Genomic DNA, 26,325 nt, shown 5'->3' with positions numbered 1-26,325 from the left:
GTTAAGCGTCTATTTAAATCGCTAACATAAATATAAAAATTTTTAAAAAAAACTAAAATATAACTTATGTAAATTTTAGGAGGAACATGCAATGAGTAAAATTATTGGTATTGACTTAGGTACAACTAACTCTTGTGTCGCAGTATTAGAAGGCGGAGAGCCAAAAGTAATTCCGAATCCAGAAGGTGGACGTACAACTCCGTCAGTTGTTGCGTTCAAAAATGGTGAGCGTCAAGTTGGGGAAGTAGCAAAGCGTCAAGCAATTACAAACCCTAACACAATCATGTCAATTAAACGTCACATGGGTACTACACATAAAGAAAACATTGAAGGTAAAGATTTTTCTCCACAAGAGATTTCTGCAATTATTCTTCAAAACTTAAAAGCATCTGCTGAAGCTTATTTAGGTGAAGCAGTAACGAAAGCAGTTATTACAGTACCTGCATATTTCAATGATGCTGAGCGTCAAGCAACTAAAGATGCTGGTAAAATCGCAGGTTTAGAAGTAGAACGTATCATCAATGAGCCAACTGCGGCTGCATTAGCATACGGTTTAGATAAAATGGATGAAGACCAAACAATCTTAGTTTATGACTTAGGTGGCGGTACATTCGACGTTTCAATCCTTGAATTAGGAGATGGAATTTTTGAAGTTAAAGCTACAGCTGGTGACAACCGTTTAGGTGGAGATGACTTCGACCAAGTGATCATTGATTACTTAGTAGCTGAATTCAAAAAAGAAAACGGTGTTGATTTAAGCCAAGATAAAATGGCATTACAACGTTTAAAAGATGCTGCTGAAAAAGCGAAAAAAGATTTATCAGGTATTACTTCAACTCAAATTTCATTACCATTCATTAGCATGGGTGCAGCTGGTCCATTACACTTAGAGTTAAACTTAACTCGTGCAAAATTCGAAGAGCTTTCTCACAACTTAGTAGAAAGAACTTTAGGCCCAACTCGTCAAGCAATGAAGGATTCTGGCTTAACTGCTAGTCAAATTGATAAAGTAATTTTAGTAGGTGGTTCAACTCGTATTCCTGCTGTTCAAGAAGCAATCAAAAAAGAAACAGGAAAAGAACCACATAAAGGCGTAAACCCTGATGAAGTAGTAGCATTAGGTGCTGCAATTCAAGGTGGAGTATTAACTGGTGATGTAAAAGACGTAGTATTACTAGACGTAACACCATTATCATTAGGTATCGAAACAATGGGTGGAGTATTTACAAAGTTAATCGAACGTAATACAACAATCCCAACAAGTAAATCTCAAGTTTTCTCAACTGCTGCTGACAATCAACCTGCTGTAGACATTCACGTACTACAAGGTGAGCGTCCAATGGCTAATGACAATAAAACATTAGGTCGCTTCCAATTATCGGATATCCCACCAGCACCACGTGGAATTCCTCAAATTGAAGTATCGTTTGATATCGACAAAAATGGTATCGTAACAGTACGTGCAAAAGACCTTGGTACTCAAAAAGAACAAAACATCGTAATTCAATCTTCTTCAGGTTTAAGTGATGAAGAAGTAGAACGCATGGTAAAAGAAGCAGAATTAAATGCTGATGCAGATGCAAAACGTAAAGAAGAAGTAGATCTTAAAAACGAAGCTGATCAATTAGTATTCCAAGTAGAGAAAACTTTAAAAGATCTTGAAGGAAAAGTTGAAGAAGCAGAGGTTACAAAAGCGAACGAAGCTAAAGACGCATTAAAAGCAGCTTTAGAAGCTGGTAACTTAGATGATATTCGTACTAAGAAAGATGCTCTTTCTGAAATCGTTCAAGCTTTATCTATGAAGCTTTATGAGCAAGCTGCTGCTGCACAGCAAGCTGCAGGTGGAGCTGAAGGTGGAGCGAAACAAGACGATGTAGTAGACGCTGAGTTTACTGAAGTTAAAGACGAAAAATAATAACAAAAAGTGGAAGGCGTTTGGTCAGTAACGCCTGGAACTAGACAATAACGAAAAGTGGAAGGCGTTCGCCCAGTAACGCCTGGAACTAGACAATATATATATCTAAAAAAGGGAAGTCAAAGTCAGGGTAGCCTTGGCTTTGACTTTTTCTCACTTTAAGAAATCATAAATTGGCATCGATGATGAGAATTCGACGTAGTTCCCAATTTTAGGAATAAAGTATAAGTGCAACTACGCCTCTGACTTCGCCTAAAAGGCTCGCCTGTCGACGAGTTTTCTTTATTTTCTTTTAGAAAAGCACAGGATATGTTAAAATATTCTTTATGTGAAAGGAGCGGATTGTAACACTATGAGTAAACGTGATTACTATGATGTACTTGGTGTTAGTAAAAGTGCATCACAAGATGAAATAAAAAAATCGTTTCGTAAATTAGCAAAAACATATCATCCAGACGTTAATAAGGATCCTGATGCACCTGAAAAGTTTAAAGAGGTGCAAGAAGCATACGAAAATTTATCCGACGATCAAAAACGTGCTCATTATGATCAGTTTGGTCATACAGATCCAAACCAAGGTTTCGGCGGTGGCGGATTTGGCGGCGGTGGATTCGGTGGATTTGAAGATATTTTCAGTCAGTTTTTTGGTGGTGGCGGTGGACGTCGTCGTGACCCGAACGCACCAAGAGCTGGGGCTGATTTACAATATACAATGACGATCCAGTTTGAAGAAGCAGCATTTGGAATGGAAAAAGAAATTGAAATTCCAACTGAAGAAACATGTCATACATGTAGTGGATCAGGTGCGAAACCTGGTACATCAAAAGAAACGTGTAAACATTGTCAAGGTTCGGGACAAATGAGTGTTGAACAAAATACTCCATTTGGACGTATTGTGAACCGTACGACATGTTCACACTGTCAAGGTACTGGTCAAATGATTAAAGATAAATGTACAACTTGTCATGGTGCTGGCCGAGTGAAAACTCGTAAGAAAATCATGGTTAAAGTACCAGCTGGTATCGATGATGGACAGCAAATTCGACTTTCAGGTCAAGGCGAACCAGGTAAAAATGGTGGTCCTGCTGGAGATTTATATATTGCATTCCATGTTCGTGAGCATGAATTCTTTGAACGTGACGGAAATGATGTTTACTGTGAGCTTCCATTAACTTTTGCACAAGCTGCATTAGGTGATGAAGTTGAAGTTCCTACATTACATGGTAAAGTAAAAACGAAAATTCCTGCTGGAACGCAAACTGGTACTAGAATGCGTTTAAAAGGTAAAGGAATCAAAGATGTACGTGGGTATGGTCAAGGCGATCAGCACGTAATCGTAAAAGTTATCACACCAACAAAACTAACAAGCCGTCAAAAAGAATTGCTTGAGGAGTTTTACAATATAGGCAAAGGTCAAAAAGACGACAAACACGATTCTTTCTTTACAAAGTTAAAGCGTGCAGTTAAGAATTTTGGCGAATAATAAGGAAGTTAATAATTCAGTACGTTAGTTAAGGTAAAAAGTGGAAACACTAATAGAAGAAGAAATTTAAATGGCACCCTCTAATTCTGACTATGATTAGAGGGTATTGCCAAGTAAAGAAGAGAGTATGAATGGAGTTGGTAGGTAATGAAATGGTCAGAATTAAGTATTCACACTACACAGGATGCGGTTGAACCGATTTCTAACATTTTACACGAAGCTGGTGCAAGTGGTGTTGTCATAGAGGATGTGTTTGATTTGACGAAGGAGCGAGCACAGGTTTACGGTGAAATCTACCAACTTAACCCAAAAGATTATCCAGAGGAAGGTGTAATCGTTAAAGCATACCTTCCTGTGAATAGTTTTTTAAACGATACGATCGACGGTATAAAGGAAGCAATTAATAATTTAATATCATATGATATTGATTTAGGAAAAAATACATTTGCTGTGCATGAAGTTAACGAAGAAGATTGGGCGACTGCATGGAAGAAATATTATCATCCTATTTCAATCTCAGATCGATTTACAATTGTACCTTCTTGGGAAGAGTATGAAGTCAAATCGTCAGATGAATTAATTATCGAATTAGATCCAGGAATGGCGTTTGGTACTGGTACTCATCCTACAACTGTTATGTGTATTCGTGCACTTGAGAAAGTTGTTAAATCAACTGACCGTGTAATCGATGTAGGTACTGGTTCAGGAGTATTAAGTATTGCAGCTGCTAAACTTGGCTCTACAAATATAGAAGCTTATGACCTAGACGATGTAGCTGTTCGAAGTGCAATAGAAAACGTTGTATTAAACAAAGTTGACGATGTTATAAAAGTTGGACAAGGTAACTTACTACAAGGTATTGAAGGTCCGTTCCAAGTAGTTGTTGCGAACTTACTTGCTGAAATTATTCTTCGTTTCGTTGACGATGTGTTTAATGTTCTAGAACCGGGTGGAACATTTATTTCTTCAGGAATTATTGGTGCTAAACAAGAAGACATCGAAAATGAGCTTAAACGAGTTGGTTTTGAAGTGAAGGAAGTATTACATTTAGAGGACTGGGTTGCAATTATTGCAAAAAAGCCAGAACAAGGAATGTAATATGCAAAGATATTTTATAGAAGAAACGCAGCTTCAAAATGATCTTGTTACAATAGTTGGTGATGATGCTCATCATATCGCAAATGTTATGCGAATGAAGCTAGATCAAGAAATCATTTGTACAGTTCCAGGTTCTTCCACTGTTCGTTGTACACTTACAAATATTTCTAGTGAACAAATAACTGCAGCTATTGTAGAATATGTTGAGAATACAAATGAACTGCCTATATCAATTACGATTGCTAGTGGACTACCAAAAGGTGATAAACTAGAGTTAATCATACAAAAAGGTACGGAGCTTGGTGCTTCTGGTTTTTTACCTTTTGCGGCAGCTAGATCAATTGTTAAATTAGATGATAAAAAAGCTGGTAAAAAGGTTGATAGATGGCAAAAAATTGCAAAAGAAGCGGCTGAACAATCCTATCGATTTATTGTACCAACCGTGGAACAGCCAGCATCTTTTCAACAATTACTTAACTCAATACAGTATTATGATGCGTGTATTGTTGCATATGAAGAAAGTGCAAAAACAGGAGAATCAGCAGGACTTGTTCAGACATTCCAGTCATTAAAGGAAGGTTCACGATTATTAGTAGTTTTCGGACCAGAAGGTGGTTTGTCAGAGAAAGAAGTTAATCAGCTAGAAGAAAAAGGTGCTAAGCTATGTGGACTTGGTCCAAGAATTCTACGAACAGAAACAGCACCATTTTATGTTTTAGCTGCTGCCTCCTTTCATTTTGAATTAATGGGGTGAAGAAATGCCACAAGTAGCTTTTCATACATTAGGCTGTAAAGTTAACCATTACGAAACAGAAGCAATTTGGCAACTGTTTAAAGCAGCAGGCTATGAACGTACTGAATACGAGACAAAAGCTGATGTTTATGTAATTAATACTTGTACAGTTACAAATACAGGTGACAAAAAAAGTAGACAAGTAATCCGTCGTGCCGTGCGCAAAAATCCAGATGCAGTAATTTGTGTAACTGGATGTTATGCACAAACATCTCCAGCCGAAATCATGGCAATTCCTGGGGTGGATATCGTTGTTGGTACACAGGACCGTACTAAAATGCTAGATTATATCGAGCAATTTCGCGTAGAACGCCAACCAATTAATGGCGTAGGAAATATTATGAAAGCACGAGTTTATGAAGAGTTAGATGTACCGGCTTTTACTGACCGTACACGTGCTTCATTAAAAATTCAAGAAGGTTGTAACAACTTCTGTACTTTCTGTATTATTCCATGGGCACGTGGTTTAATGCGTTCTCGTGATCCAAAAGAAGTAGTAAAACAAGCTACGCAATTAGTTGAATCAGGCTATAAGGAAATTGTTTTAACTGGAATTCACACTGGTGGATACGGTCAAGACATGAAAGATTACAACTTAGCAATGTTATTAAAAGATTTAGAAACAGTTGAAGGATTAAAACGTGTTCGTATTTCTTCAATTGAAGCTAGTCAAATTACAGATGAAGTAATTGAAGTACTTCGTCATTCAAATATTGTAGTTCGTCACTTACACGTACCATTACAATCAGGATCAGATACTGTCCTAAAACGTATGCGTCGTAAATATACAATGGCTGAATTTGCTGAAAGAATTGAAAAATTACGTGAAGTCTTACCAAACTGTTCAATTACATCTGATGTAATCGTAGGTTTCCCAGGTGAATCTGAAGAAGAGTTCATGGAAACGTACAATTTCATTCGCGACAATAAGTTCTCTGAATTACACGTATTCCCATACTCTAAACGCACAGGTACTCCAGCTGCACGTATGGAAGATCAAGTTGACGAAGAAATTAAAAATGAACGTGTACACCGTTTAATTGAATTATCAAATCAGCTTGCAAAAGAATATGCATCAATGTTTGATGGAGATGTTCTAGAAGTTATTCCGGAAGAAAAATATACTGAAGATGGCGCAGAAGGACTATTAATTGGTTACACAGACAATTATCTAAAAGTCGTGTTCGAAGGAACAGAAGACATGATCGGTAAAATTGTAAAAGTTAAAATCGCTGAAGCTGGTTATCCAGTTAATAAAGGTGAATTTGTCCGAGTATTAGAAGATGTAGCTGTTAACTAACGATAAAACAAATAAAAGGATAGATAATCTAGAATTCATCTGGATTATCTATCCTTTTTTGTTCTATTTACTGTTATTTGTCATTTGATAAGAAATTATAAATGTTTGCTTCACCAGAACCAAAAAGTGGATCTTGTCCTTTTTTACCATAATCAAGGGCAGTTTGTCTGATTGCTGCCGCTACTTGAGAAGGATTATATTCAGGGTGAGCTGCCTTAATTACGCCAGCAATACCTGCAACTTTTGGTGCTGCCATAGAAGTTCCATGTAGATATGAATAACCATGCCATTTTCCATCACTAAATTTTGTTGTTGCATTTGTCCCATTGGGATTAGCTGCATTTACACCTACTGGATATGTAGGATAAGTAGATAAAGTACGATATGTATAATCACGTTTATTTAAAAAGTTACCTGTTGGATTTTGACGATATAAACCATCGTATACAGGTCCATTATCTCCACCTGGTGCAGCTACATCAATTACACTTCCATAATTTGAGTAGAAAGCAATACTATCTTTTGACCATTGATTAGACGAAGAAACTGTAATGACACCTGGGATTTGCGCAGGAACAACACGTGAAGGTCCCTTTATATCTAAACCGTAAGTTGTTTTCCAATAATCTTGCATATCGTGTATATTGTTAAAATCTCTTGAGTCATTCCCCGCAGATACAACGACCGTTACACCTTTATTAATTGCATATTGAATCGCTCTGTGATATGCCACCATTGAAGCTGACTCACCTTTTTCATCTAAGTTATGAGCCATCCAGCGCCATCCACCGATTGACATATTAATTACTTCTACTCCATCATTTGCAGCTGAAACAATTGCATCTGTTATCCATGACTGTTCAGCTCCGCCAGTTGCACCGAAAACTCGATAAGCGCGAACTGTTAATTCTGGGCCAACGCCCTTAACTTTTCCATTTGCTGCAATTGAGCCAGCTACGTGAGTTCCATGACCATTTTTATCCCATGCATCGATTGTTCCAGGAACAAATGTTTTTGAACCAGCAAGATCTGCATTAGCTTTTAAATCTGGATGGCTAAAGTCAATTCCAGTATCGATTACAGCGACGACCGTTTTATGGTTTCCTTTATTAATATTATAGGAATCACCATTATGGGTTAAATGCTGCATGTCCCATTGTTTATCCCAGTATGAGTTAGCATTTGCATCAAGAGTTACTTTTTCACCATTCGGAGTTCCTGGCGTAAACTCAATATGATCATCCGGGTCAGCTTCTAAGTATGCTTGAAGCTCTTTACCAGCTGATTGAATGCTAGTATCATTTTTAATATTAGTTAGAAATTCATCATTAGACGATGAAACTTCAACAATTCCTACTTCTGAAATAATTCGTTCAACAGAACCTCCAGCTTTTGAAATTGTATCTGAGAAATTACTTGGTAAATTTCCTTTATAAGCTAAAATATAATGAAGTTCCTCAGATGCAGCATTTGCTTGTTTGGATTGTGTACCAATAAGTAATGAAAAGGATAAAACAGAACAAATCGATAGGGCAGCAATACTTTTTTTCATGAAATCTCTCCAATTTGTATTAATTTACGTATACACGTATTTAACCAAATATTAATAAAACTCCCTAAAAAAACTTGTCGAAATATGAAGTGTAAAATACAAAATTTTTTGACAATTTATCAGGGAATAAATCGATAAAGATCTTCTAACAATACAAATTAAGAGAAAAAACAATATGATATAAACTTTGAACAGGATGTAATAATTCCCTCAAACTACCTGTAATTTAAAGTTACATCTATACACAATATAAGAATAGAGGTGAAATAATCATGTCAAAAGATAATCAATCAAGAAAAACAGATGACAATCATATCCACGTTGCTACCAACTCATACTTAGACACGAGTGAGAGCGATGATTCTAATAAAATTAATTATGACGATGGTGGTAGCCCTTACTTAGATACAAGTGAAGACGCATCTTCAGCAGCCAACACAAGACGAGGAGCTCCATATTTAAATACTTAATGATGAGAGTTTGGGGGAAAGATGGAAAATCTTTTCCCTATACCCTTTTTTAATTAACTCTTTTCTGCAGTCCTATTAATATCTTCAACCCCAATTAATGGTTTATGATAACCAGTTTTTGCAATATTGATCATTGATCGACCAATTTGTTCTGAAGTTGTTATTGAGTTTGGAAAGACTTTTTTTAGCATCGGATAAATAGGTTTCGTTATGTTATAGCCGTATTGATATAGTTTAGTTTTTGATTTTATATCTTTATGTGGAATAATTGCACCTGGTCGAAACATGTATGCAGCTTTAAATGGTAACTTTAACAAGTCATTTTCTGTTTTCCCCTTCACTCTAGCCCACATTATACGACCTTTCTCAGTACGATCGGTACCAGATCCAGTAACATAAATGAAAGTCATTTGAGGATTCAATGTTGATAATGTACGTGCGATGGATAATGTAAGGTCATATGTAATTTTACGATAATCTTCCTCCGTCATTCTAAATGATGAAACACCTAAACAAAAAAAACATGCATCAAACCCAGATAACTGATTTTCAATTGAAGATAAATCAAGCAGATTAGAATGCTTAATTTCATAGAACTTTTCATGTTGAATCCCTGTAATACTACGACCAATCGAGGAAATCGAGCTAACAGAAGGATCTTGTAAGCATTCTCTTAATACACTTTGACCAACCATTCCAGTTGCTCCAAAAAGTAAAACCTTCATATTGTAACCTCCAAAATATATTTTCACCACTTTAGTCTCATGGGCAAATAATAAATGATAAATCATTTTTAAGCAATTTAAAACTGAAAAATAATCGTTCAAAATATGTAAGTGAATAGATAATAAAAACTAATAAAATAGGTCGTTTCTTGAAGGAGGAAATATAGAACGATTACTTACTTTTCAGGTGAAAAATACTTCAAAAAAGTAAAGAGCTAATCAAGTCAACTGATTAGCTCTTCTTTATGACATATTTACAGACTCTTTCTTACTAAAAAATTGGATTGAAAAACCAAAAATAATTATCACAATAGAAAATAATAAACTCAACCAAATACTTTGAAATTCACCTACATACGGCTGAACAATATATGAAAGTATGATGCTGATTACAATACTAATTGGAATGTAATTACCGACTTTACCCTTACTAAAGACAATAACTAAAATTGGAAATAGCAATGCAGAATATACATTTCCTGAGTAAAATAATAGTTCAATAATTTTTTTTGATTGAATAATTGTAGCAATAAAGATGATCGCCCCAATTATCACGGATAGAAGATAAGCAAGCTTTATTTTTCTTTGATCATTTTTTATCGTGTGAAATGGCTCTATTATATTGATAATGATTAAGCTAGCAAGCGAATGTAAAACCGCACCAAATGTTGATGTAATTGCATTAAAAGCACATAAAACAAAAAGTATGAAAAAGAATGGTGTTGTAATTTTATTTGCTAAACCAACTAAAATTGATTGAATATCTGTAAATCCACCTGTGAATATAACGATAATAAAAAGACATGAAAATGAAAGTGGGAAAATACACCATATTAACCCGGAAATTGAGAATGTTAAAGGAAGTTTTTTCGATTCAATCATAAATAATCGGTGCCATGAAGTAATGTCAAAGAAAAACTGACCAAATCCAACTAATAAGCCTGAAAATAAAAAACCCCATAAATCGTAATGATCAATGACTAGCATGTATGGATGGTATAATTTAATCCCATCATATACAGGTTGAACGCCTTCTTTTACGAAAAAATACAACGGAATTAAAATTGCCGCTGCAAACATGGTAATGACTTGGAATCCAGCTAATCCATGTATCATCTTTAATCCACCAAAACCTGCAAAAAGTACACAAAAGCTTATAAAAATGATTATTTCTATGTACAACGGTAAATTAAAAAGAAAATGAAATAACGTAGATGCAGTCATCGACTGTATATATAATATGTGTAAACTAGTTAATATTAAAATACAAATCATAATCCAATAACCAAGTGGGTGTAGTTTCTTCTTCAAATAATCTCCAATTGTTAAACCATCAGGGTACTCTTGTCGAACTTTTTTCCCGATAAAACTAAATACAAATAATGCAATCGCGCCTAAAAATGCATATCCGATTCCACCAAATACGCCATATTTAATCATTGATTCTGGCGAAGATAATATCGTAGTACCTGTTACCCAACGTGCCAAGAGAGAAATAATTCCCATACCCATTCCAATTTGAATAGGACCTTGTACGTATTCTCTAAATGAACGTGAATTCACTGTTTATTTTCCTTTCTCACGATACTCTTTTGGAGTAATGCCCTCAATTTTGCGGAATAAAGTACTGAAATAATGCTGACTATTAAAGCCTGAGTTTTCTGCTACATCGGATATGTTCCAATTTGGATTATTTGTTAAATATCGCTTGGCTGCTTGTATTCTATAGTCTATTAAATATTCTGAAAACGATACTCCGACTTCTTCGTGAAATTTTCTACTTAAATAAGTATGATTTGTATGAACTTCTCGAGCAACGTCAGAAAGAGAAAGTTTTTCAGCGAAATGATCATGTATATATATAAGAGTTTGATGTATTAAACTAGAATATTGGTTTGATGTGTCGGTGTCACTATATTTAGATAAAACTTTATATAATTCACTTTCAATAATTGGCTTAGTTAAATAGTCTAGAACGCCGATTCGGATTGACTGTTGGGCATAATCAAAACTTTGATATGCTGTAACCATAATAATATCTACGTCTTTATTTAGAGCTCTAAGCTCTTCACCAAACTCTAATCCTGAACGTCCAGGTAGATTGATATCTAGAAACGCAATATTAATTTTATGATTTTGATTAATTGTGATTGCTTGGCATGCATCAGCAGCTTTAAAAAACTTCCATAATGGAAACATATTTTTTATCAAATATTCCATCTGTTCAAGCTCTAATGGTTCATCATCTACTAATAATACATTCAATTTATTTTCCCTCCTTTACTCTCATATATAAGTGGCCAAACGACCTTAACGTTTGTTCCTGATTCATTTGAAGTAATCAGTACATGTCCACTGTTGCCAAAATATAGCTGTAATCTCTTTTTTATATTGACTAAACCATGGCCTTCTTCATTAGAAAAAGAATTAGTCATTCCCATTAAACCATTATCAATAACTTCTAAGCAGACTAGCTCGGAATCTTGATAAAATCGAATATGCAGTAAAGCCTCTCCAACTTTTTTTTCTAAACCGTGTTTAAAAGAATTTTCTACTAAGGTTTGCAAAATAAAAGGGGGAACTAGCGCATCATATAAATCTTTTGGACAATCTAACTGTGTTTTAAGACGATCTCCAAACCGTAGATTTTGAATGTCTAAATAATATTGAGTATATTGTATTTCTTGATTTAACGGAATTAAGGGCTCGGATGATTTATATTTAAATTTTAAAAATTGAGAGAACGTTTCTAGGGCACGGATTAATTCCGAAGTTCGATTTAAACGCGCTAAGCTTAATATGACATTAAGTGTATTAAATAAAAAGTGCGGTTGGATTTGCTGATTTAATTTATTGTATTGAGCTTCTTGTAATGCATGTTCTAACCGAATTTCTCTATTTTTATTTTCAAGTAAGTCAATTCTTTTTTCAAAGATAAACAAAAATAATAAAGCAATAGCTCCCATAATAGGAGCTAAAATAAATAGCATAATTAGTAAAGTAAATCCCTCGTAACTAAGCATGAAGAACCTCAAATAGTTTTTTTGATAATATTTTTAATTTTTTTGAAAACTTTGTTTATAAATGGTTGAATTCAAGTAAAGTTGCTCCAATGGAATAGAACGAAAGCTAAAGCATCCTATTGGAGCTTCTTAGAGGAGTCTCTAACCTTCGCGCATTTTACATTGGAGCTTTAGAAAATCTTGATTATCCAATTTTATAAGCAGTTATTATATTGAAGAAAGAAAGAGGATATCTACATGGCAGGGTCAATTCTCTTCATTTTCTTCACATCATGCCTATAAGAATACTATTTAATTAATTATGTGACAAGCAACTTGATGATTTTGCTCAGATATTTTTAATTCAGGTGCTTGTGTTTTGCAAATATCAATCGCGAAAGGGCATCTTGTGTGAAAACGACAGCCACTTGGAGGATTGATTGGAGAGGGTACATCTCCTGTTAACATGATTCTTTCTCTTTGATGTACCGGATTCGGTACTGGAATAGCAGATAATAGTGCACGTGTATAAGGATGCTGCGGATTTTCGAAGATCGATTTTTTATCGGCAATCTCAACAATTTTTCCTAAATACATTACCATTACTCGGTCAGAAATATGTCTTACTACACCTAAATCATGTGAGATAAAAAGAAAGGTAAGTGAGAATTTTTTCTGTAACGATTTTAATAAGTTTAATACTTGAGCTTGGATTGAAACATCTAGCGCAGAAACTGCTTCATCACAAATGATTAGTTTTGGATCAACTGCAAGTGCACGTGCAATTCCGACACGCTGACGTTGACCACCACTAAATTCATGAGGATATCGCTCCATAGCTTCTGGTCTTAACCCGACATGTCCTAATAATTCCTCAATTCTAGCTTTACGTTCTTCTTTTGGAACGACATTTTGAATGGCTAATGCTTCACCTAAAATTTGTCCAATTGTTTGTCTAGGGTTAAGTGAGGCAAACGGATCTTGGAAGATTACTTGTAGATCCTTTCTTATTTTACGCATTTCTTTTTTTCCTAAGCTTAATAAATCTTTTTCCTTAAAATGAATGCTTCCACTTGTAGGCTCGTCCAATCTTAGAATGGCTCTACCAGTAGTAGACTTACCACAACCAGATTCTCCAACTATACTTAAAGTTTCTCCCTCGTAAATGTGGAAGCTAATATCATCTACAGCTTTTACGTGATTAATCGTTCTTCCTAAAATACCACCTTTAATTGGAAAGTATTGTTTTAAATGATCTACATTAAGTAGTATTTTTTTATCCACTAGTTGTAATGCCATTATTCAATCCCTACTTTCTCTTTGATGGTATGATCTGTTTCCCATTGTGATGTGTACATCCAACAACTGACTTCAGTATTTTTGTCGAGTGTTTGTAAATCTGGTACTGATTCATGACACATTGGCTTTGCATGTGCACAGCGTGGTGCAAAACTACAGCCCTTAGGCATATTGAATGGACTAGGTACAGTACCAGGAATTGTTGTTAATTCATCTTGATCCATATCAAGACGTGGAAGAGAGTTTAATAACCCGATTGTGTATGGGTGTTTAGGGCTATTAAAAAGTTCTTTTGCTGAAGTATATTCAACAATTCTTCCAGCGTACATAACAGCCACTCGATCGCAAGTCTCATACACAACGCCTAAATCATGCGTGATTAAGATTACAGCTGTACCTAAATCTTTTTGAAGTGATTTAATTAATTCCAGGATTTGAGCTTGAATTGTCACATCAAGGGCGGTAGTCGGTTCATCTGCGATTAATACTTCTGGGTGACAAGCAAGTGCCATTGCAATCATAACCCTTTGTCTCATTCCACCACTAAGCTCATGTGGCTCTTGCTTTGCACGTTTTTCAGGAGATGGGATCCCTACAAGTCGAAGCATTTCAACTGCTTTCTCCCAAGCTTCCTTTTTGCCTAATTTTTGGTGAAGACGAATCGCCTCTGCAATTTGTTCGCCAGCCGAATAAACAGGATTTAGAGATGTCATCGGCTCTTGAAAGATCATTGAAATTTCATTTCCTCGAATGGAACGCATCTGCTTTTCCGTTTTTGCTAGTAAGTCTTCACCTTTAAAAAGAATACTACCACCAGCTATTTTTCCTGGAGGAGAGGGGATTAATCGTAAAAGGGATAATGATGTAATACTTTTACCACTTCCGGATTCTCCTACTATTCCAAGTGTTTCACCTTTTTTTAATGTAAAGCTAATTCCATTAACTGCTTTACTTGTTCCTTCATCTGTATAAAAGTAGGTTTGTAGATTTTTAACCTCAAGAATTGTTTCATCAAATTGTTTTTTCATAGTAGGACCTCCTTAATTCAAGTCAACTCGTTTATTAAAGTAACGGTAAAGAATATCAACAGCTAGATTCATAAATACAAAGATCACTGAAGCGATTAAAACTCCACCTTGAACCATCGGTAAATCTCTCGTTCTAATTGCATCAACAATTAATCTACCTAGTCCATTAATTGCAAAAACTGACTCTGTTAAAACGGTACCACCAAGTAAAGCACCAAATTGTAGACCAACAACAGTAATAACTGGAATTAATGCATTTTTTAAACCATGTTTGTAAATAATGATATGTTCCTTTAAACCTTTTGCTCTTGCTGTGCGCATATAGTCTTGACGAACAACTTCTAACATACTTGATCTAGTCATTCTAGCTACAATTGCAGCACCACCTGCACCTAATGTTAATGCTGGTAGTACCATATGTTTAAACGTTCCCCAACCAGCAACTGGAAATATATGAAGATTAACTGAAAAGAAGTAGATCAACATTAAACCAAACCAGAAACTTGGTAAAGAGATTCCTAGTAAAGCGACAATCATAATTGAAATATCAGCTGCTGAGTACTGTTTAGTTGCTGATATAATTCCTGCTAGCATACCAAGTACGACTGTAATGAAAATACTAGCTAGTGCAAGTTCAATTGTAATTGGCAAACGAATCATAATCTCATCTAATACTGGACGATTATTTCGAAGCGATTCGCCAAAATCACCTTGTAGTACATGGTATACATAATCGAAATACTGAATCACGACAGGGCGATCTAGTCCAAGTTGATGACGAATCATTTCGATTGTTTGTTTCGTAGCACCTTCACCAGCAAGTAGAGTTGCTGGATCTCCAGGAACCATTTGCATAATTAAAAAAACGACTAAACTTACACCAAGTAAAACTGGAATAGTTTGTATAATTCTTCTGACAATAAATAGAAACATTTACTTTCCTCCTTATTTTTTCATCCTTGGATCAAGAGCATCTCTTAGACCATCACCGAAAATATTAAATCCTAAAACTAATGTTGAAATGGCAATACCCGGAAATAAGGCAATGTGGGGTGCACTAAATAAATAATCACGCCCACTGCTTAACATTGCTCCCCATTCTGGAGATGGAGGCTGAGCACCTAATCCGAGATATGACAAGCCTGCTGCTGAAAGAATAGCTGTAGCAAGTTTTAACGTAGCTTGGACAATTATTGGTGAAAGAATATTAGGGAGAATATGTTTAAAAATAATTGTTGCATCAGTTGCACCTAAAGCGCGAATTGCATCGATATATTCAAGTTTTCTGACGGATAACGTAGATCCTCTAACGATTCGTGCAAACATTGGGACTGAAAAGATACCGACAGCAACCATAACATTAATTAGACTAGGACCTAGTGCACTAATAATCGCAAGTGCTAATAAAATTCCTGGGAATGCAAGTAAAACATCAACAACCCTCATTATGATCGTGTCCATCCATTTTCCGTAATAACCTGCTATCAACCCGAGCGTGATTCCGAAAATTGCTCCAAATAAAACAGATACGAAACCTACAGAAATTGAAAGTCGACTTCCATAAATGATTCTACTTAAAATATCTCTTCCTTTATCATCTGTTCCCATCCAATGTTCTAGTGATGGAGTTTGCAGCTTATGCATTAAATCAATTTCAAAAGGATCCTTTGGCGAAATGAGTGGTGCAAAAATAGCTACTAAAATATAAAAAAGTACAATATAGGCTCCAACTAGTGCTAATTTATTTTTTTTAAACTTCTTATAAAATACTTTCCATCTTTTTAGTTTTTGAGATTCTTTTTTTTCTAATTTGATTTCATTGTTATTCAATACAATCTCTGTTTTCATATTTTTTCCCCCTTTTCTTTGTTTAAATTTATTCAAAATTAGAATTGAAGTAAATATAATGCGGAAAAGCAGTAAAGATAATTAAAAAACGAGTAAAGATTCTGAAAATATAAAATTTTATTTTTTTTTATAATTTGAATAAGCCTACGTACTCAAGAAAAATGGTGAACAAGAGAATCATGGGGGCAAGTATAAGAGGAGGAAGAAAAAAATGAAGAGAAAGACAGCTGGAGTATTATTTGCATCATTATTAACAATTTCTACTGCGCTTGCAGGTTGTACATCAGACCAAACAAGCAGTAGTGCAACAGGAACAAAGGCAAAAGCAGGGGGAACATTGGTCGTTGCTAGACTATCTGATGCTACTACATTAGATCCACATTTTATTACTGATATACCATCAGCAAACGTTGTTTATGAAAAGGTATATGAAACATTAGTTGAACCAGATAAAAATATGGAGCCAAAACCTCTTTTAGCAACAGAATGGAAGCAAATAGATAACGTGACTTGGGAGTTCAAATTACGCAAAGGCGTTAAGTTCCAAGATGGATCACCATTTAATGCAGATGCAGTTAAAACAAATTTTGATCGAGTACTTGACCCAAAAACTGCATCACCTCAGGCTGGTAAATTTGAAATGATAAAAGAAGTTAAAGTGGTAGACGATTCAACTGTTCAATTTATTTTGAAATACCCATATGCTCCACTTTTATCAATTTTAATGAGTAATGAAGGAAGTATTATTAGTCCAAAATCGATTAAAGAAAACAGTGATAAAATTGGGCGGAATCCAGTTGGAACTGGTCCTTATGTATTTAAGTCCTGGAAATCAGGAGAAGAAATAAAAATTGAGAAAAATAAAGATTACTGGGGTAATAAACCTAAAATTGATGGTGTAGTCTTTAAAGTTGTTCCTGAAGATGCTACAAGACTAGCAATGATTGAAACTGGTGAAGCGCATGTAACTGATCAGGTGCCTGTAACAGAAATCGATCGTATTGAAGCTTCTGACACAATGGATTTATACCGTACAGATGGACTAGCTGTTGAATATTTAAGTTTCAATGTTAAGAAAAAACCATTTGATGATGTTCGTGTCCGTCAAGCGATTGCACATGCAATTGAAGTAGATTCAATTATTAAAGGTGTATATAACGATGTTGGAACAAAAGCGAATTCAACAATGAGTCCGAAAGTATTTGGATATGATCCAAATCTTAAAGGCTATAATTACGATATTAATGAATCTAAAAAGCTTTTAAAAGAAGCAGGAATTAAAGATGGCCTATCATTTACACTTACAACTAGTGACCGTAAAGAAAGAATAAATATGGCTGAAGTTATTCAATCTCAATTAAAAGGTATTGGTATTAATGTAAAAATTCAAGTTCTTGAATACGGAGCTTATATTGATGCAATTGCAAAAGGTGAACATCAAGTTTCGATTGGTGGATGGGGAAATGCCACAGGAGATGGTGACTATAACCAATTTAACTTATTTGATAGTAAATCCCAAGGTGCAGCAGGAAATAGTTCTTTCTATAGTAACCCAGAAGTTGATAAATTAATTGAATCAGCTCGTCAAGAAGCAGATGGTGATAAACGTAAAGAACTATATGCTCAAGCACAGGAAATTGAAAACAAAGATGTACCATATGTACCTATTCGTAATTATGAGCATTTAGCAGTTACTGCCTCATCAGTTAAAGGACTTTGGTTAAACCCAGCAAGTTATTTAATGCTTGATGATGTAACAGTGAAATAAAAATTTAGAACTTTGTCCACAAACTGACAGCATAATCGAATTATGCTGTTTTTTTGAGAATATCACAAATTGATGAAAATCAGACTAAAGAATAGGAGGAAAAAAATGATTGATTTGCTTTTAGTTAATGGAACTGTTGTCACAATGGACATAGAAAGAAGAATTATCGAAAATGGCTCCGTAGCTATTCACAATGGGAGAATACTAGATATTGATCTTACCGAAAACTTAAAAACTAAGTATGAGGCGAAAAAAGTTATTGATTGTAGTCATCAGTGTATTTTACCTGGATTAATAGATGTTCATGGTCATGGTGGTCATTCAATGTTTAAAACAATCGCGATGGAGAATATCGATTTTTGGATGCCGATAATGACGAATACGTATAAGCATTATGTGACGGATGATTTTTGGTATTACGAAGGAAAGCTGCCAGCACTTGAACGACTGAAAGCAGGCATAACAACAGGGGTTAGTGTTTTAGGCTCAGTACCAAGATCTGATGATCCAATATTTGCAATAAACCATGCAAAAGCTTACAACGAAGTAGGTGTGCGTGAAGTAGTTTGTACTGGTCCGTGTAACCCACCTTGGCCACATTCATTTAGTAGATGGGTTGATGGGAAGAGAATTGAGAAAGAAGTTACTTATGAAGAAGTGCTAAAAGGAGCAGAAGCAGTTATTGAGGCATTAAATCACGCAAATGATGATCGAACAAGAGCCTTTATTACGCCATTTGTTATTGTAACTTCTGTTGATCCTTCCTATCCGACTTCTCCAGATCGACTATACGGGTTAACAAAACATGATCTTTATCAAGCTAAAAAAATAAGAGAGATTGCTAGGAAATATAATACAAGAATTCATTCGGATGCATTTGGTGGAATGATTCATTTAGCCATTCAAGATAAAGAAAATGCGTTATTAGGTCCTGATGTCCATCTTCAGCATTGTCGAGGAATTTCATTTGATGAAGCCAAAATATTAGCTGAAACTGGTACAAACATAAGTGCTTCTCCAGGTTTTGGACAAGTTAATGCACGTACACCAATTACAGAATTAATTGAAATGGGGGCAACTGTTGCGATTTCTACAGATGGTACCTCACCATCTACAAGCTTTGATTTATTCCAAGCGATGAGGAAGACACAGTTTGTACATCAAGCGGCTCTTAGAGACTACTACTATCTACCACCAGGTAAGCTTTTAGAAATGGTAACAATTGATGCAGCAAAATGTATAGGTTGGGATGATGAAATCGGTTCACTTGAAATTGGGAAAAAAGCAGATGTCATCACAGTTAATCTTCATCAACCACATTTGACTCCAGAGTATATGCATGTTCATCGATTAGTATTTCAAGCTGTAGCAAATGATGTAGACCATGTGATTGTTGATGGAAAACTTATTATGGAAGGCAGAAATGTAAATACCGTTCATGAAAGCACAGTTTTAAATGAAGCAAATGAAGAAGCTTTTGCAACGATAAAACGCGCTGGATTAGAAAAATATATGCAACCTACAAAGTATTTCTGGGGACATGCTCGTGCCTATGTTGACGAGATGAGATATGTTGAAAAATAAAAAAATTTTCAAATTCGAAGGGAGAAAAAATGAAAAAGAAGCTAAAGGGAAGATATGTAATTGGTTTTGACGGAAGTGAACATGTCATATTGGAAAATGCAGAGATTGTATATGAAAAAGATACAATTTTGTTTGTTGGAAAAAACTATACGGAAGAAGTAGATCAAGTAATTGACGTTGGAAATGCGATCCTTAGTCCTGGTTTTATTGATTTAAATGCATTAGGAGACATTGACCATGATATTTTGCATTTAGAAGCGAAATCAAATAGACAAAAAAATCTCCTTTGGTCTGAGGAGTTTGTTAAAAATGGGCATCATGAGCTAATGAGTGAGGAGGAAGAAGCATTTAAATCTCTATATGCATATTCGCAGCTTATTTTAAATGGAATTACTACTGCTATGCCGATTACATCCGTTTTTTACAAAAATTGGGCTGAAACTTTTGAAGAGTTAGAAGCTGCCGCAAATCATGCAGGAAAATTAGGGTTGAGAATTTACCTTGGACCAAGCTATCAGGCTGGAATTAGAGTTGTCGAACCAGATGGAAACATCAAAATTCATTGGGATGAAAAAGCAGGCGAGGAAGGATTAGAAAGAGCAGTAAAGTTTGTTGAAACCTTCGAAGGTGCATTTGATGGATTGGTCAGAGGGATGTTAGCTCCAGAAAGAATCGAATCACAGACTGAAGAAATTTTGATAAAAACAAAATATTATAGTGACAAATTAAACGTTCCAATCAAGCTCCATGCTGCTCAAGGAAGTTTTGAATTTAATACAATTTTAAAAGAACACGGAGTTACACCAATTAAATATTTATATAATCTTGGATTCTTAGGTCCAAATACTGGAATACCACACGCTCATTTTGTATCGGGCTATAGTGGAGCGAATTACAATATTGATAATGACATTTCACTTCTGAAAGAAACAAATACTACTGTTATCCATTGTCCACTTATTATAGGAAGACACGGAGAAGGGCTTGAATCGTATGCAAAATATAGAAAGGAGGGAATTAATATTGCATTAGGTACTGATACTTTTCCTCCAGATATTTTTCAAAACGTACGTACTGGTAGTATGCTTTCAAGACTTGTAGAAAAAGAAGTTGAAGGATCTACATACGCTGATTTCTTTAATTCTATCACTCTAGGAGCAGGGGCATTTCTTAATCGCGAAGATATAGGCCGAATAGCAGTCGGAGCAAAAGCGGATATTATTGCAATTGATTTAGATGGATTCCATATGGGTGTTATTGATGATCCAATTCGAACAATGTTTGTAAGTGGTTCAGGTAGAGATGTAAAACTATCCATTATAAATGGAAGGATTGTGATGAAAGATCAAGTAATTCCTAATCTTGATATGGAGGTATTAAAACAAAAAGGACAAGTGTATTTTAATAAGATGAGAAGAGGATATATGGAAAGAGATTACGAACAACTTCCTGAAAATGAGCTATTTCCCCCATCTTTTAAAAGGCTTGAATCAATTAAAGAACTAGAAGTAAAGTCAAATAATTAAAAAATAAGTAAAGAAACTGAAAAAACAGGTAAAGATATTCAAAAATAATTATCAGAATATTTTATATAATTAGATAAATATTGCAAGACAACTTCAAACAGGGAGGCAGTGCCATTGAAACGAAAATCGGGAATAGGTAAATTTTTTCTAGTACTATTTTCTGCTGTCACAATTACAGGATGTTCATCTAATCAAGACGTAGGTACGAAAGCAAATGGACAAGCAACTGATTCAAAAGGAGGAAGCACGCTAGTAATTGCTCGGTTATCAGATGCCGAAAATTTAGATCAACAATTTATGTCTACAATTAATGCAGCAAGCGTTACCCATCATAAAATTTACGAAGGTCTAGTACAGCGTGATAGTAATAACGAAATTCAACCAATGCTAGCAGAGTCATGGAATCAAATCAATGATAAAACTTGGGAATTTAAACTGCGACATGATGTAAAGTTTCACGATGGTACACCATTTAATGCAGAGGCTGTAAAGAAAACATTTGATCGTTTATTAGATCCTAAAGTTGCTTCACCAAGAGCTGTTGTATTTAAAATGGTAAAAGAAGTTAAAGTAGTCGACGAATATACAGTACAATTTATTTTAAGCGAGCCATTCTCACCACTTCTTTCAGTATTAGCAAATCATGAAGGTGGAATTATAAGTCCTAAAACAATTGATAAATATGGTAAGAACATAATTCAAGAACCAAATGGAACAGGTCCATTTAAATTTAAATCATGGTCTCCAGGACAGGATATTATACTAGTTAAAAATGAAGATTACTGGGGGAAAAAACCAAAGATTGACAAGGTTGATTTCAAGGTTGTTCCAGAAGACTCAACAAGAATTTCAATGATTGAAACAGGAGAAGCTCAAATTGCAGAACCACTTCCAATAGCAGTTATGAATCAAGTTGAATCATCCTCGGCTATGGAAGTATACCGAAGTGAAGGTTACGGAACAGAGTATATCGGATTCAATGTAACAAAAAAACCGTTTAATGACGTACGTGTACGTAAAGCTATCGCTCATGCAGTTGAAATGGATTCGATTATAAAAGGTGTATATAACAATGTTGGTAAAAAAGCGAATTCAGCAATGGGCTCAAAAGTATTCGGATACGATGAGCAATTAAAAGCATACAATTACAATTTAAAAGAAGCGAAGAAACTATTAACAGAAGCTGGATATCCAAATGGATTTGATTCAACGATCCTAACCATGGATAGTAAAGAGAGAGTAAATTTAGCAGAAGTTATTCAATCACAATTAAAAGGAATTGGCATTAATTTAAAAGTACAAGTGATGGAATACGGTTCGTTCGTTGAAAAAGTAAATAAAGGACAATCAGAAATGTTTATCATAAGCTGGAGAAACGCAACAGGAGATGCTGATTACAATCAGTACAACCTATTCCACTCAGACTCACGCGGTGCAGCCGGAAACACATTCTTCTATAGCAATCCAAAAGTTGATGACTTAATTAATGCTGGAAGAAAAGAAAAAGACGAAGCAAAACGTAAAGAAATTTACGCAAAAGCACAAGAAATTGAAATGGATGATTCACCTTATATTCCTGTAAGAGTAATAGAAAATGTCGCTGCAATCTCGAAAAATGTAAAAGGCTTCTCAATCAGCCCTTCAGGCTATTTAGAGATTAACGATGTAACGGTTAAATAATCTGATTTTTCTGCAAGTGAAGGTTCATCCTGATTTAGGGGTGGGCTTTCTTTCTTGTAGACAAAAATACTCATTCAGGTTCATGAGGAAGTAAAACAGCAAAAAAATGAAACTAACTCCTCATAGAGGGTTCATGAGGAAGTAAAACAGGAAAAATGTGAAACTAACTTCCTCATAGAGGGTTCATGAGGAAGTAAAACAGCAAAAAAATGAAACTAACTTCCTCATAAAGGGTTCATGAGGAAGTAAAACAAGAAAAATATGAAACTAACTTCCTCATAGAGGGTTCATGAGGAAGTAAGACAAGAAAAATGTGAAACTAACTTACTCATAAAGGGTTCATGAGGAAGTAAAACAGGAAAAATGTGAAACTAACTTCCTCATAACAGGTTCATGAGGAAGTAAAACAAGAAAAATGTGAAACTAACTTACTCATAAAAGGTTCATGAGGAAGTAAAACAGTGTCTTAAAGATAATCTTTTTCGTGATGAATAAGTTGTTTGGAACGGATGTTGCTCGACTCCTATAGGAGATGCGGGAAACCTGAGACCCCATAGGCTCAAGAATCATGCCCTATGGAAAGCGAGCATCCCGTAGCAACAACACTAGTAATGAAATAGTAATTAGTAAAAATACCTTAAAAATATGTAAACATACTAAAATCAAAATATTTCAAACAGACTTATAATTAATAAAGAATCAAAATTTAATGTGGGATGGAAGGGTGAGTATATTGTCAAAATCGTATTGGTTAACAAATGTGAGTCTGGAAAATGGTTTTACTTATAATGACAATGAAGTAATCAACGGAACTGCAACTGGAAAGTACAATGTTAAAATTGAAAATGGAAAAATTGCTTCGATTCAATTAGTTAGTGATTTAATTACGGATCAATTGCCTCAATATGATGTGCAAGGCCTTCTAATGGTTCCTTCATTTAAAGAAATGCATATTCATATTGATAAAACTTATTATGGTGGACCATGGAAAGCGTGTATGCCAGCAACAAATGGTGTAAAAACACGTATTGAAGAAGAGCAAATTTTATTACCAAAATTATTACCAACTGCTAAAGAAAGAGCAGAAAAGATGCTAGATCTATTATTAAGTTATGGTACGACTCACATTCGTACACATTGTAATATTGATCCAGTTATTGGATTAAAAAACTTAGAAGCAACGCTGCAAGCTTTAGAAGGATATAAAGATAAATTAACTTATGAAATTGTAGCTTTTCCACAACACGGATTATTAAGAAGTCACTCTGTTGAACTAGTAAGAGAAGCGATGAAATATGGTGCAAATCTAGTAGGTGGAGTTGATCCAGCTTCAATTGATGAAAACATCGAACGTTCTCTTGAGACGATTATGGAGATAGCGGTTGAATCTAATTCTGATATCGATGTTCATTTACATGACCCAGATCATCTTGGATTATTTACAATGCAAAGATTAGCAACATTAACTGAAAAAGCAGGATGGCAAGGAAGAGTTACAGTAAGTCATGCAAGTGGATTAGCGGATCTTTCTGTTCCAGATGCTTCTGCGATTGCTGAGAGATTTGCTGATTTAGGAATTTCAATTACTTCTACGGTTCCAATTTTTAGAACAATTCCAATTCCTTTATTAAGTGAAAAAGGTGTAAAAATTGAACTAGGAAATGACAGCATTACAGATCATTGGACGCCATTTGGAATTGGAGATAATCTTGAAAAAGTTGGACGACTTGCTGAAAGATTTAGATATATAGAAGAAAAAACACTCGCTAATAGTCTTGGATTTATTACAGGCGGAGTAACTCCTTTAAATAATGAAGGTGAAAAAGCATGGCCAAATGTAGGAGATGAAGCAAATATCGTACTTGTAGAAGCAACTTGCTCAGCTGAAGCAGTTGCGAGACGAGCAAAGCGAGCTGCAGTTATTTTTAAAGGTAATGTTGTAAGTGGTTCAATTTCAAATCTTGAATCAACAACAGTTTAAGTTTTATTAAAGAGAGTGATGGGATGAATCAATCATATTGGCTTAGGAATGTAAAACTTGATAGCGGATTTGTATTTGAAGATGGAAAAATTGATCGTACTGAGACTACTCTTTACAATTTGCTAATAAATGATGGGAAAATTGAACAATTACAATTGGCTAATGTCCCATTACAAACAGATCTACCAGTTCAGGACGCAAAAAATTTACTGGCTTTACCTGCTTTTAAAGAAATGCATAATCATTTAGATAAGACTTATCTTGGACTTCCATGGAAGGCTTGTATTCCTGCTGCAAATTTAGTAGAGCGATTAAATTTAGAAGCAGCCGAGCTTGTTGAACTAGCTGAAACAGGTCAACATCGTGCTGAACAAATGCTTCATCTATTATTAAAAGGTGGAGCAACCCATGTTCGATCACATGTTAATATTGATCCGTATATTGGCTTGAAAAATTTAGAAGAAATTCAAAAAGCACTTTATACGTATAAAGATAAAATGACCCACGAAATTGTTGCTTTTCCTCAGCATGGATTACTTCGCACAAATAGTAAATCATTTATGAAAACAGCGATGAGAGAGGGAGCAACGATTGTCGGAGGATTAGATCCTGGTGGTATTGATCAAAATATTGAACTTTCATTATTTGAAATGGTTGATCTAGCAGTACAGTTTGATGCTGATATAGATATTCATATTCATGACCCAGGCCATCTTGGTTTTTATACAATACAAAAACTAGTTTCATTTATTGAACAAGCTGGTTGGAATAATCGGGTAGCAGTCAGTCATGCATTTGCGCTAGGTGACGTACCGCAAAATGAATCAGTTGAAATGGCTAGCAAACTAGCAAGCTTAGGCGTATCGATTATGTCGACTGTTCCGATTAACAGAGTAATGCCTCCTGTTGATTTACTCCATGCAAAAGGTGTTCAGGTTGCTTTAGGTTGTGATGGATTCTATGATTCCTGGTCTCCACATGGAACCGGGGATATGTTAGAAAAAGCTGGAAGATTAGCTGAGAAATACAATTGGAAAGATGAATACGGGCTATCTCAAACATTGCAATTTATAACTGGTGGTATAAAGACTCTTGATGAAGAGGGTAATCTGTTATGGCCAAAGGTTGGAGATGACGCAAGTATGGTTTTAGTGGATGCATCATGTTCTGCAGAGGCTGTAGCAAGACGTGCAAAACGTGCTGCTGTAATTGCTAATGGAAATATTGTTTACGGTGGACTGAATTACGAATCAGTTTTGAAATAAAGTAACAA

21 protein-coding genes are annotated in these 26,325 nt (G+C 35.1%); 12 read left to right on the top strand and 9 right to left on the bottom strand.

All coding sequences use genetic code 11. From position 1 onward, the window contains the following. Nucleotides 1–91: 91 nt before the first annotated feature. From dnaK to mtaB, 5 genes are all read left to right on the top strand, one after another. Nucleotides 92–1,915, top strand: coding sequence for a molecular chaperone DnaK (dnaK, locus tag ACFVRR_RS17070; protein ID WP_069035092.1), 1,824 nt, complete (start codon nucleotides 92–94; stop codon nucleotides 1,913–1,915). Nucleotides 1,916–2,267: 352 nt separating this feature from the next. Continuing rightward, nucleotides 2,268–3,398 (top strand): molecular chaperone DnaJ, encoded by a 1,131-nt coding sequence (gene dnaJ, locus ACFVRR_RS17065; RefSeq protein WP_387330992.1) that lies wholly within the window; start codon nucleotides 2,268–2,270, stop codon nucleotides 3,396–3,398. A 147-nt stretch (nucleotides 3,399–3,545) separates the two neighbouring features. Then, the gene (prmA, locus tag ACFVRR_RS17060; protein ID WP_387330989.1) at nucleotides 3,546–4,496 is read left to right on the top strand and encodes a 50S ribosomal protein L11 methyltransferase; all 951 of its coding nucleotides are present in this window, start codon (nucleotides 3,546–3,548) and stop codon (nucleotides 4,494–4,496) included. A 1-nt stretch (nucleotide 4,497) separates the two neighbouring features. Next, a complete protein-coding gene (locus tag ACFVRR_RS17055; protein ID WP_387330986.1) occupies nucleotides 4,498–5,250 on the top strand; it encodes a 16S rRNA (uracil(1498)-N(3))-methyltransferase in 753 nt (250 codons plus the stop codon). Between the two features lie 4 nt (nucleotides 5,251–5,254). Further along, nucleotides 5,255–6,589, top strand: coding sequence for a tRNA (N(6)-L-threonylcarbamoyladenosine(37)-C(2))-methylthiotransferase MtaB (mtaB, locus tag ACFVRR_RS17050; protein WP_129688152.1), 1,335 nt, complete (start codon nucleotides 5,255–5,257; stop codon nucleotides 6,587–6,589). Between the two features lie 73 nt (nucleotides 6,590–6,662). On the opposite strand, the gene ACFVRR_RS17045 is transcribed toward mtaB, so the two are convergent. Beyond that, nucleotides 6,663–8,141, bottom strand: a complete 1,479-nt coding sequence (locus ACFVRR_RS17045; protein ID WP_387330982.1) for a S8 family serine peptidase — start codon at nucleotides 8,139–8,141, stop codon at nucleotides 6,663–6,665. A 272-nt stretch (nucleotides 8,142–8,413) separates the two neighbouring features. On the opposite strand from ACFVRR_RS17045, the gene ACFVRR_RS17040 reads away from it, so the two are divergent. After that, nucleotides 8,414–8,611: a hypothetical protein gene (locus ACFVRR_RS17040; RefSeq protein WP_387330979.1), complete on the top strand. Its 198-nt coding sequence runs from the start codon at nucleotides 8,414–8,416 to the stop codon at nucleotides 8,609–8,611. 53 nt (nucleotides 8,612–8,664) lie between these two features. Here ACFVRR_RS17040 and ACFVRR_RS17035 read toward each other — a convergent pair whose 3' ends face one another. The 8 genes from ACFVRR_RS17035 to nikC all read right to left on the bottom strand — a co-directional run bounded on the left by ACFVRR_RS17035 (nucleotide 8,665) and on the right by nikC (nucleotide 16,513). Beyond that, complete coding sequence (locus ACFVRR_RS17035; RefSeq protein WP_387330976.1) at nucleotides 8,665–9,336, bottom strand: Rossmann-fold NAD(P)-binding domain-containing protein; 672 nt, start codon at nucleotides 9,334–9,336, stop codon at nucleotides 8,665–8,667. 243 nt (nucleotides 9,337–9,579) lie between these two features. Then, nucleotides 9,580–10,899 carry a transporter gene (locus ACFVRR_RS17030; RefSeq protein ID WP_387330973.1) on the bottom strand — a complete coding sequence of 440 codons (1,320 nt, stop codon included), beginning with the start codon at nucleotides 10,897–10,899 and terminating at the stop codon, nucleotides 9,580–9,582. Nucleotides 10,900–10,902: 3 nt separating this feature from the next. Further along, complete coding sequence (locus ACFVRR_RS17025; protein ID WP_387330970.1) at nucleotides 10,903–11,601, bottom strand: response regulator transcription factor; 699 nt, start codon at nucleotides 11,599–11,601, stop codon at nucleotides 10,903–10,905. After that, the gene (locus tag ACFVRR_RS17020; RefSeq protein WP_387330967.1) at nucleotides 11,598–12,359 is read right to left on the bottom strand and encodes a sensor histidine kinase; all 762 of its coding nucleotides are present in this window, start codon (nucleotides 12,357–12,359) and stop codon (nucleotides 11,598–11,600) included. Before ACFVRR_RS17020 ends, ACFVRR_RS17025 begins: the two co-directional genes overlap by 4 nt. A gap of 291 nt (nucleotides 12,360–12,650) precedes the next feature. After that, a complete protein-coding gene (locus ACFVRR_RS17015; protein ID WP_387330964.1) occupies nucleotides 12,651–13,637 on the bottom strand; it encodes an ABC transporter ATP-binding protein in 987 nt (328 codons plus the stop codon). Continuing rightward, nucleotides 13,637–14,665: an ABC transporter ATP-binding protein gene (locus tag ACFVRR_RS17010; RefSeq protein WP_387330961.1), complete on the bottom strand. Its 1,029-nt coding sequence runs from the start codon at nucleotides 14,663–14,665 to the stop codon at nucleotides 13,637–13,639. Before ACFVRR_RS17010 ends, ACFVRR_RS17015 begins: the two co-directional genes overlap by 1 nt. 12 nt (nucleotides 14,666–14,677) lie before the next feature. Beyond that, complete coding sequence (locus ACFVRR_RS17005) at nucleotides 14,678–15,598, bottom strand: ABC transporter permease (RefSeq protein ID WP_248268396.1); 921 nt, start codon at nucleotides 15,596–15,598, stop codon at nucleotides 14,678–14,680. A 12-nt stretch (nucleotides 15,599–15,610) separates the two neighbouring features. Beyond that, nucleotides 15,611–16,513: a nickel transporter permease gene (nikC, locus tag ACFVRR_RS17000; protein WP_387330957.1), complete on the bottom strand. Its 903-nt coding sequence runs from the start codon at nucleotides 16,511–16,513 to the stop codon at nucleotides 15,611–15,613. 211 nt (nucleotides 16,514–16,724) lie between these two features. Between nikC and ACFVRR_RS16995 the strand changes: the two genes are divergently transcribed. The 6 genes from ACFVRR_RS16995 to ACFVRR_RS16970 all read left to right on the top strand — a co-directional run bounded on the left by ACFVRR_RS16995 (nucleotide 16,725) and on the right by ACFVRR_RS16970 (nucleotide 26,317). Continuing rightward, nucleotides 16,725–18,281, top strand: coding sequence for a glutathione ABC transporter substrate-binding protein (locus ACFVRR_RS16995; protein WP_387330954.1), 1,557 nt, complete (start codon nucleotides 16,725–16,727; stop codon nucleotides 18,279–18,281). Between the two features lie 105 nt (nucleotides 18,282–18,386). Continuing rightward, nucleotides 18,387–19,865 (top strand): amidohydrolase family protein, encoded by a 1,479-nt coding sequence (locus tag ACFVRR_RS16990; protein ID WP_387330951.1) that lies wholly within the window; start codon nucleotides 18,387–18,389, stop codon nucleotides 19,863–19,865. Between the two features lie 29 nt (nucleotides 19,866–19,894). Further along, the gene (locus ACFVRR_RS16985) at nucleotides 19,895–21,391 is read left to right on the top strand and encodes an amidohydrolase family protein (protein ID WP_387330948.1); all 1,497 of its coding nucleotides are present in this window, start codon (nucleotides 19,895–19,897) and stop codon (nucleotides 21,389–21,391) included. 114 nt (nucleotides 21,392–21,505) lie between these two features. Next, nucleotides 21,506–23,071 carry a glutathione ABC transporter substrate-binding protein gene (locus ACFVRR_RS16980; protein ID WP_387330945.1) on the top strand — a complete coding sequence of 522 codons (1,566 nt, stop codon included), beginning with the start codon at nucleotides 21,506–21,508 and terminating at the stop codon, nucleotides 23,069–23,071. 709 nt (nucleotides 23,072–23,780) lie between these two features. Beyond that, on the top strand, nucleotides 23,781–25,052 hold the full coding sequence (locus ACFVRR_RS16975; RefSeq protein WP_387330942.1) for an amidohydrolase family protein: 1,272 nt from the start codon (nucleotides 23,781–23,783) through the stop codon (nucleotides 25,050–25,052). Between the two features lie 23 nt (nucleotides 25,053–25,075). Continuing rightward, on the top strand, nucleotides 25,076–26,317 hold the full coding sequence (locus ACFVRR_RS16970; RefSeq protein WP_387330939.1) for an amidohydrolase: 1,242 nt from the start codon (nucleotides 25,076–25,078) through the stop codon (nucleotides 26,315–26,317). Nucleotides 26,318–26,325: the final 8 nt, after the last annotated feature.

This window comes from Gottfriedia sp. NPDC057948 (genome assembly GCF_042887255.1).
GTDB lineage: Bacteria > Bacillota > Bacilli > Bacillales > Bacillaceae_G > Gottfriedia.
Note: the sequence above shows the minus strand (reverse complement) of the source record. Positions and strands in the feature narration are given on the sequence as shown.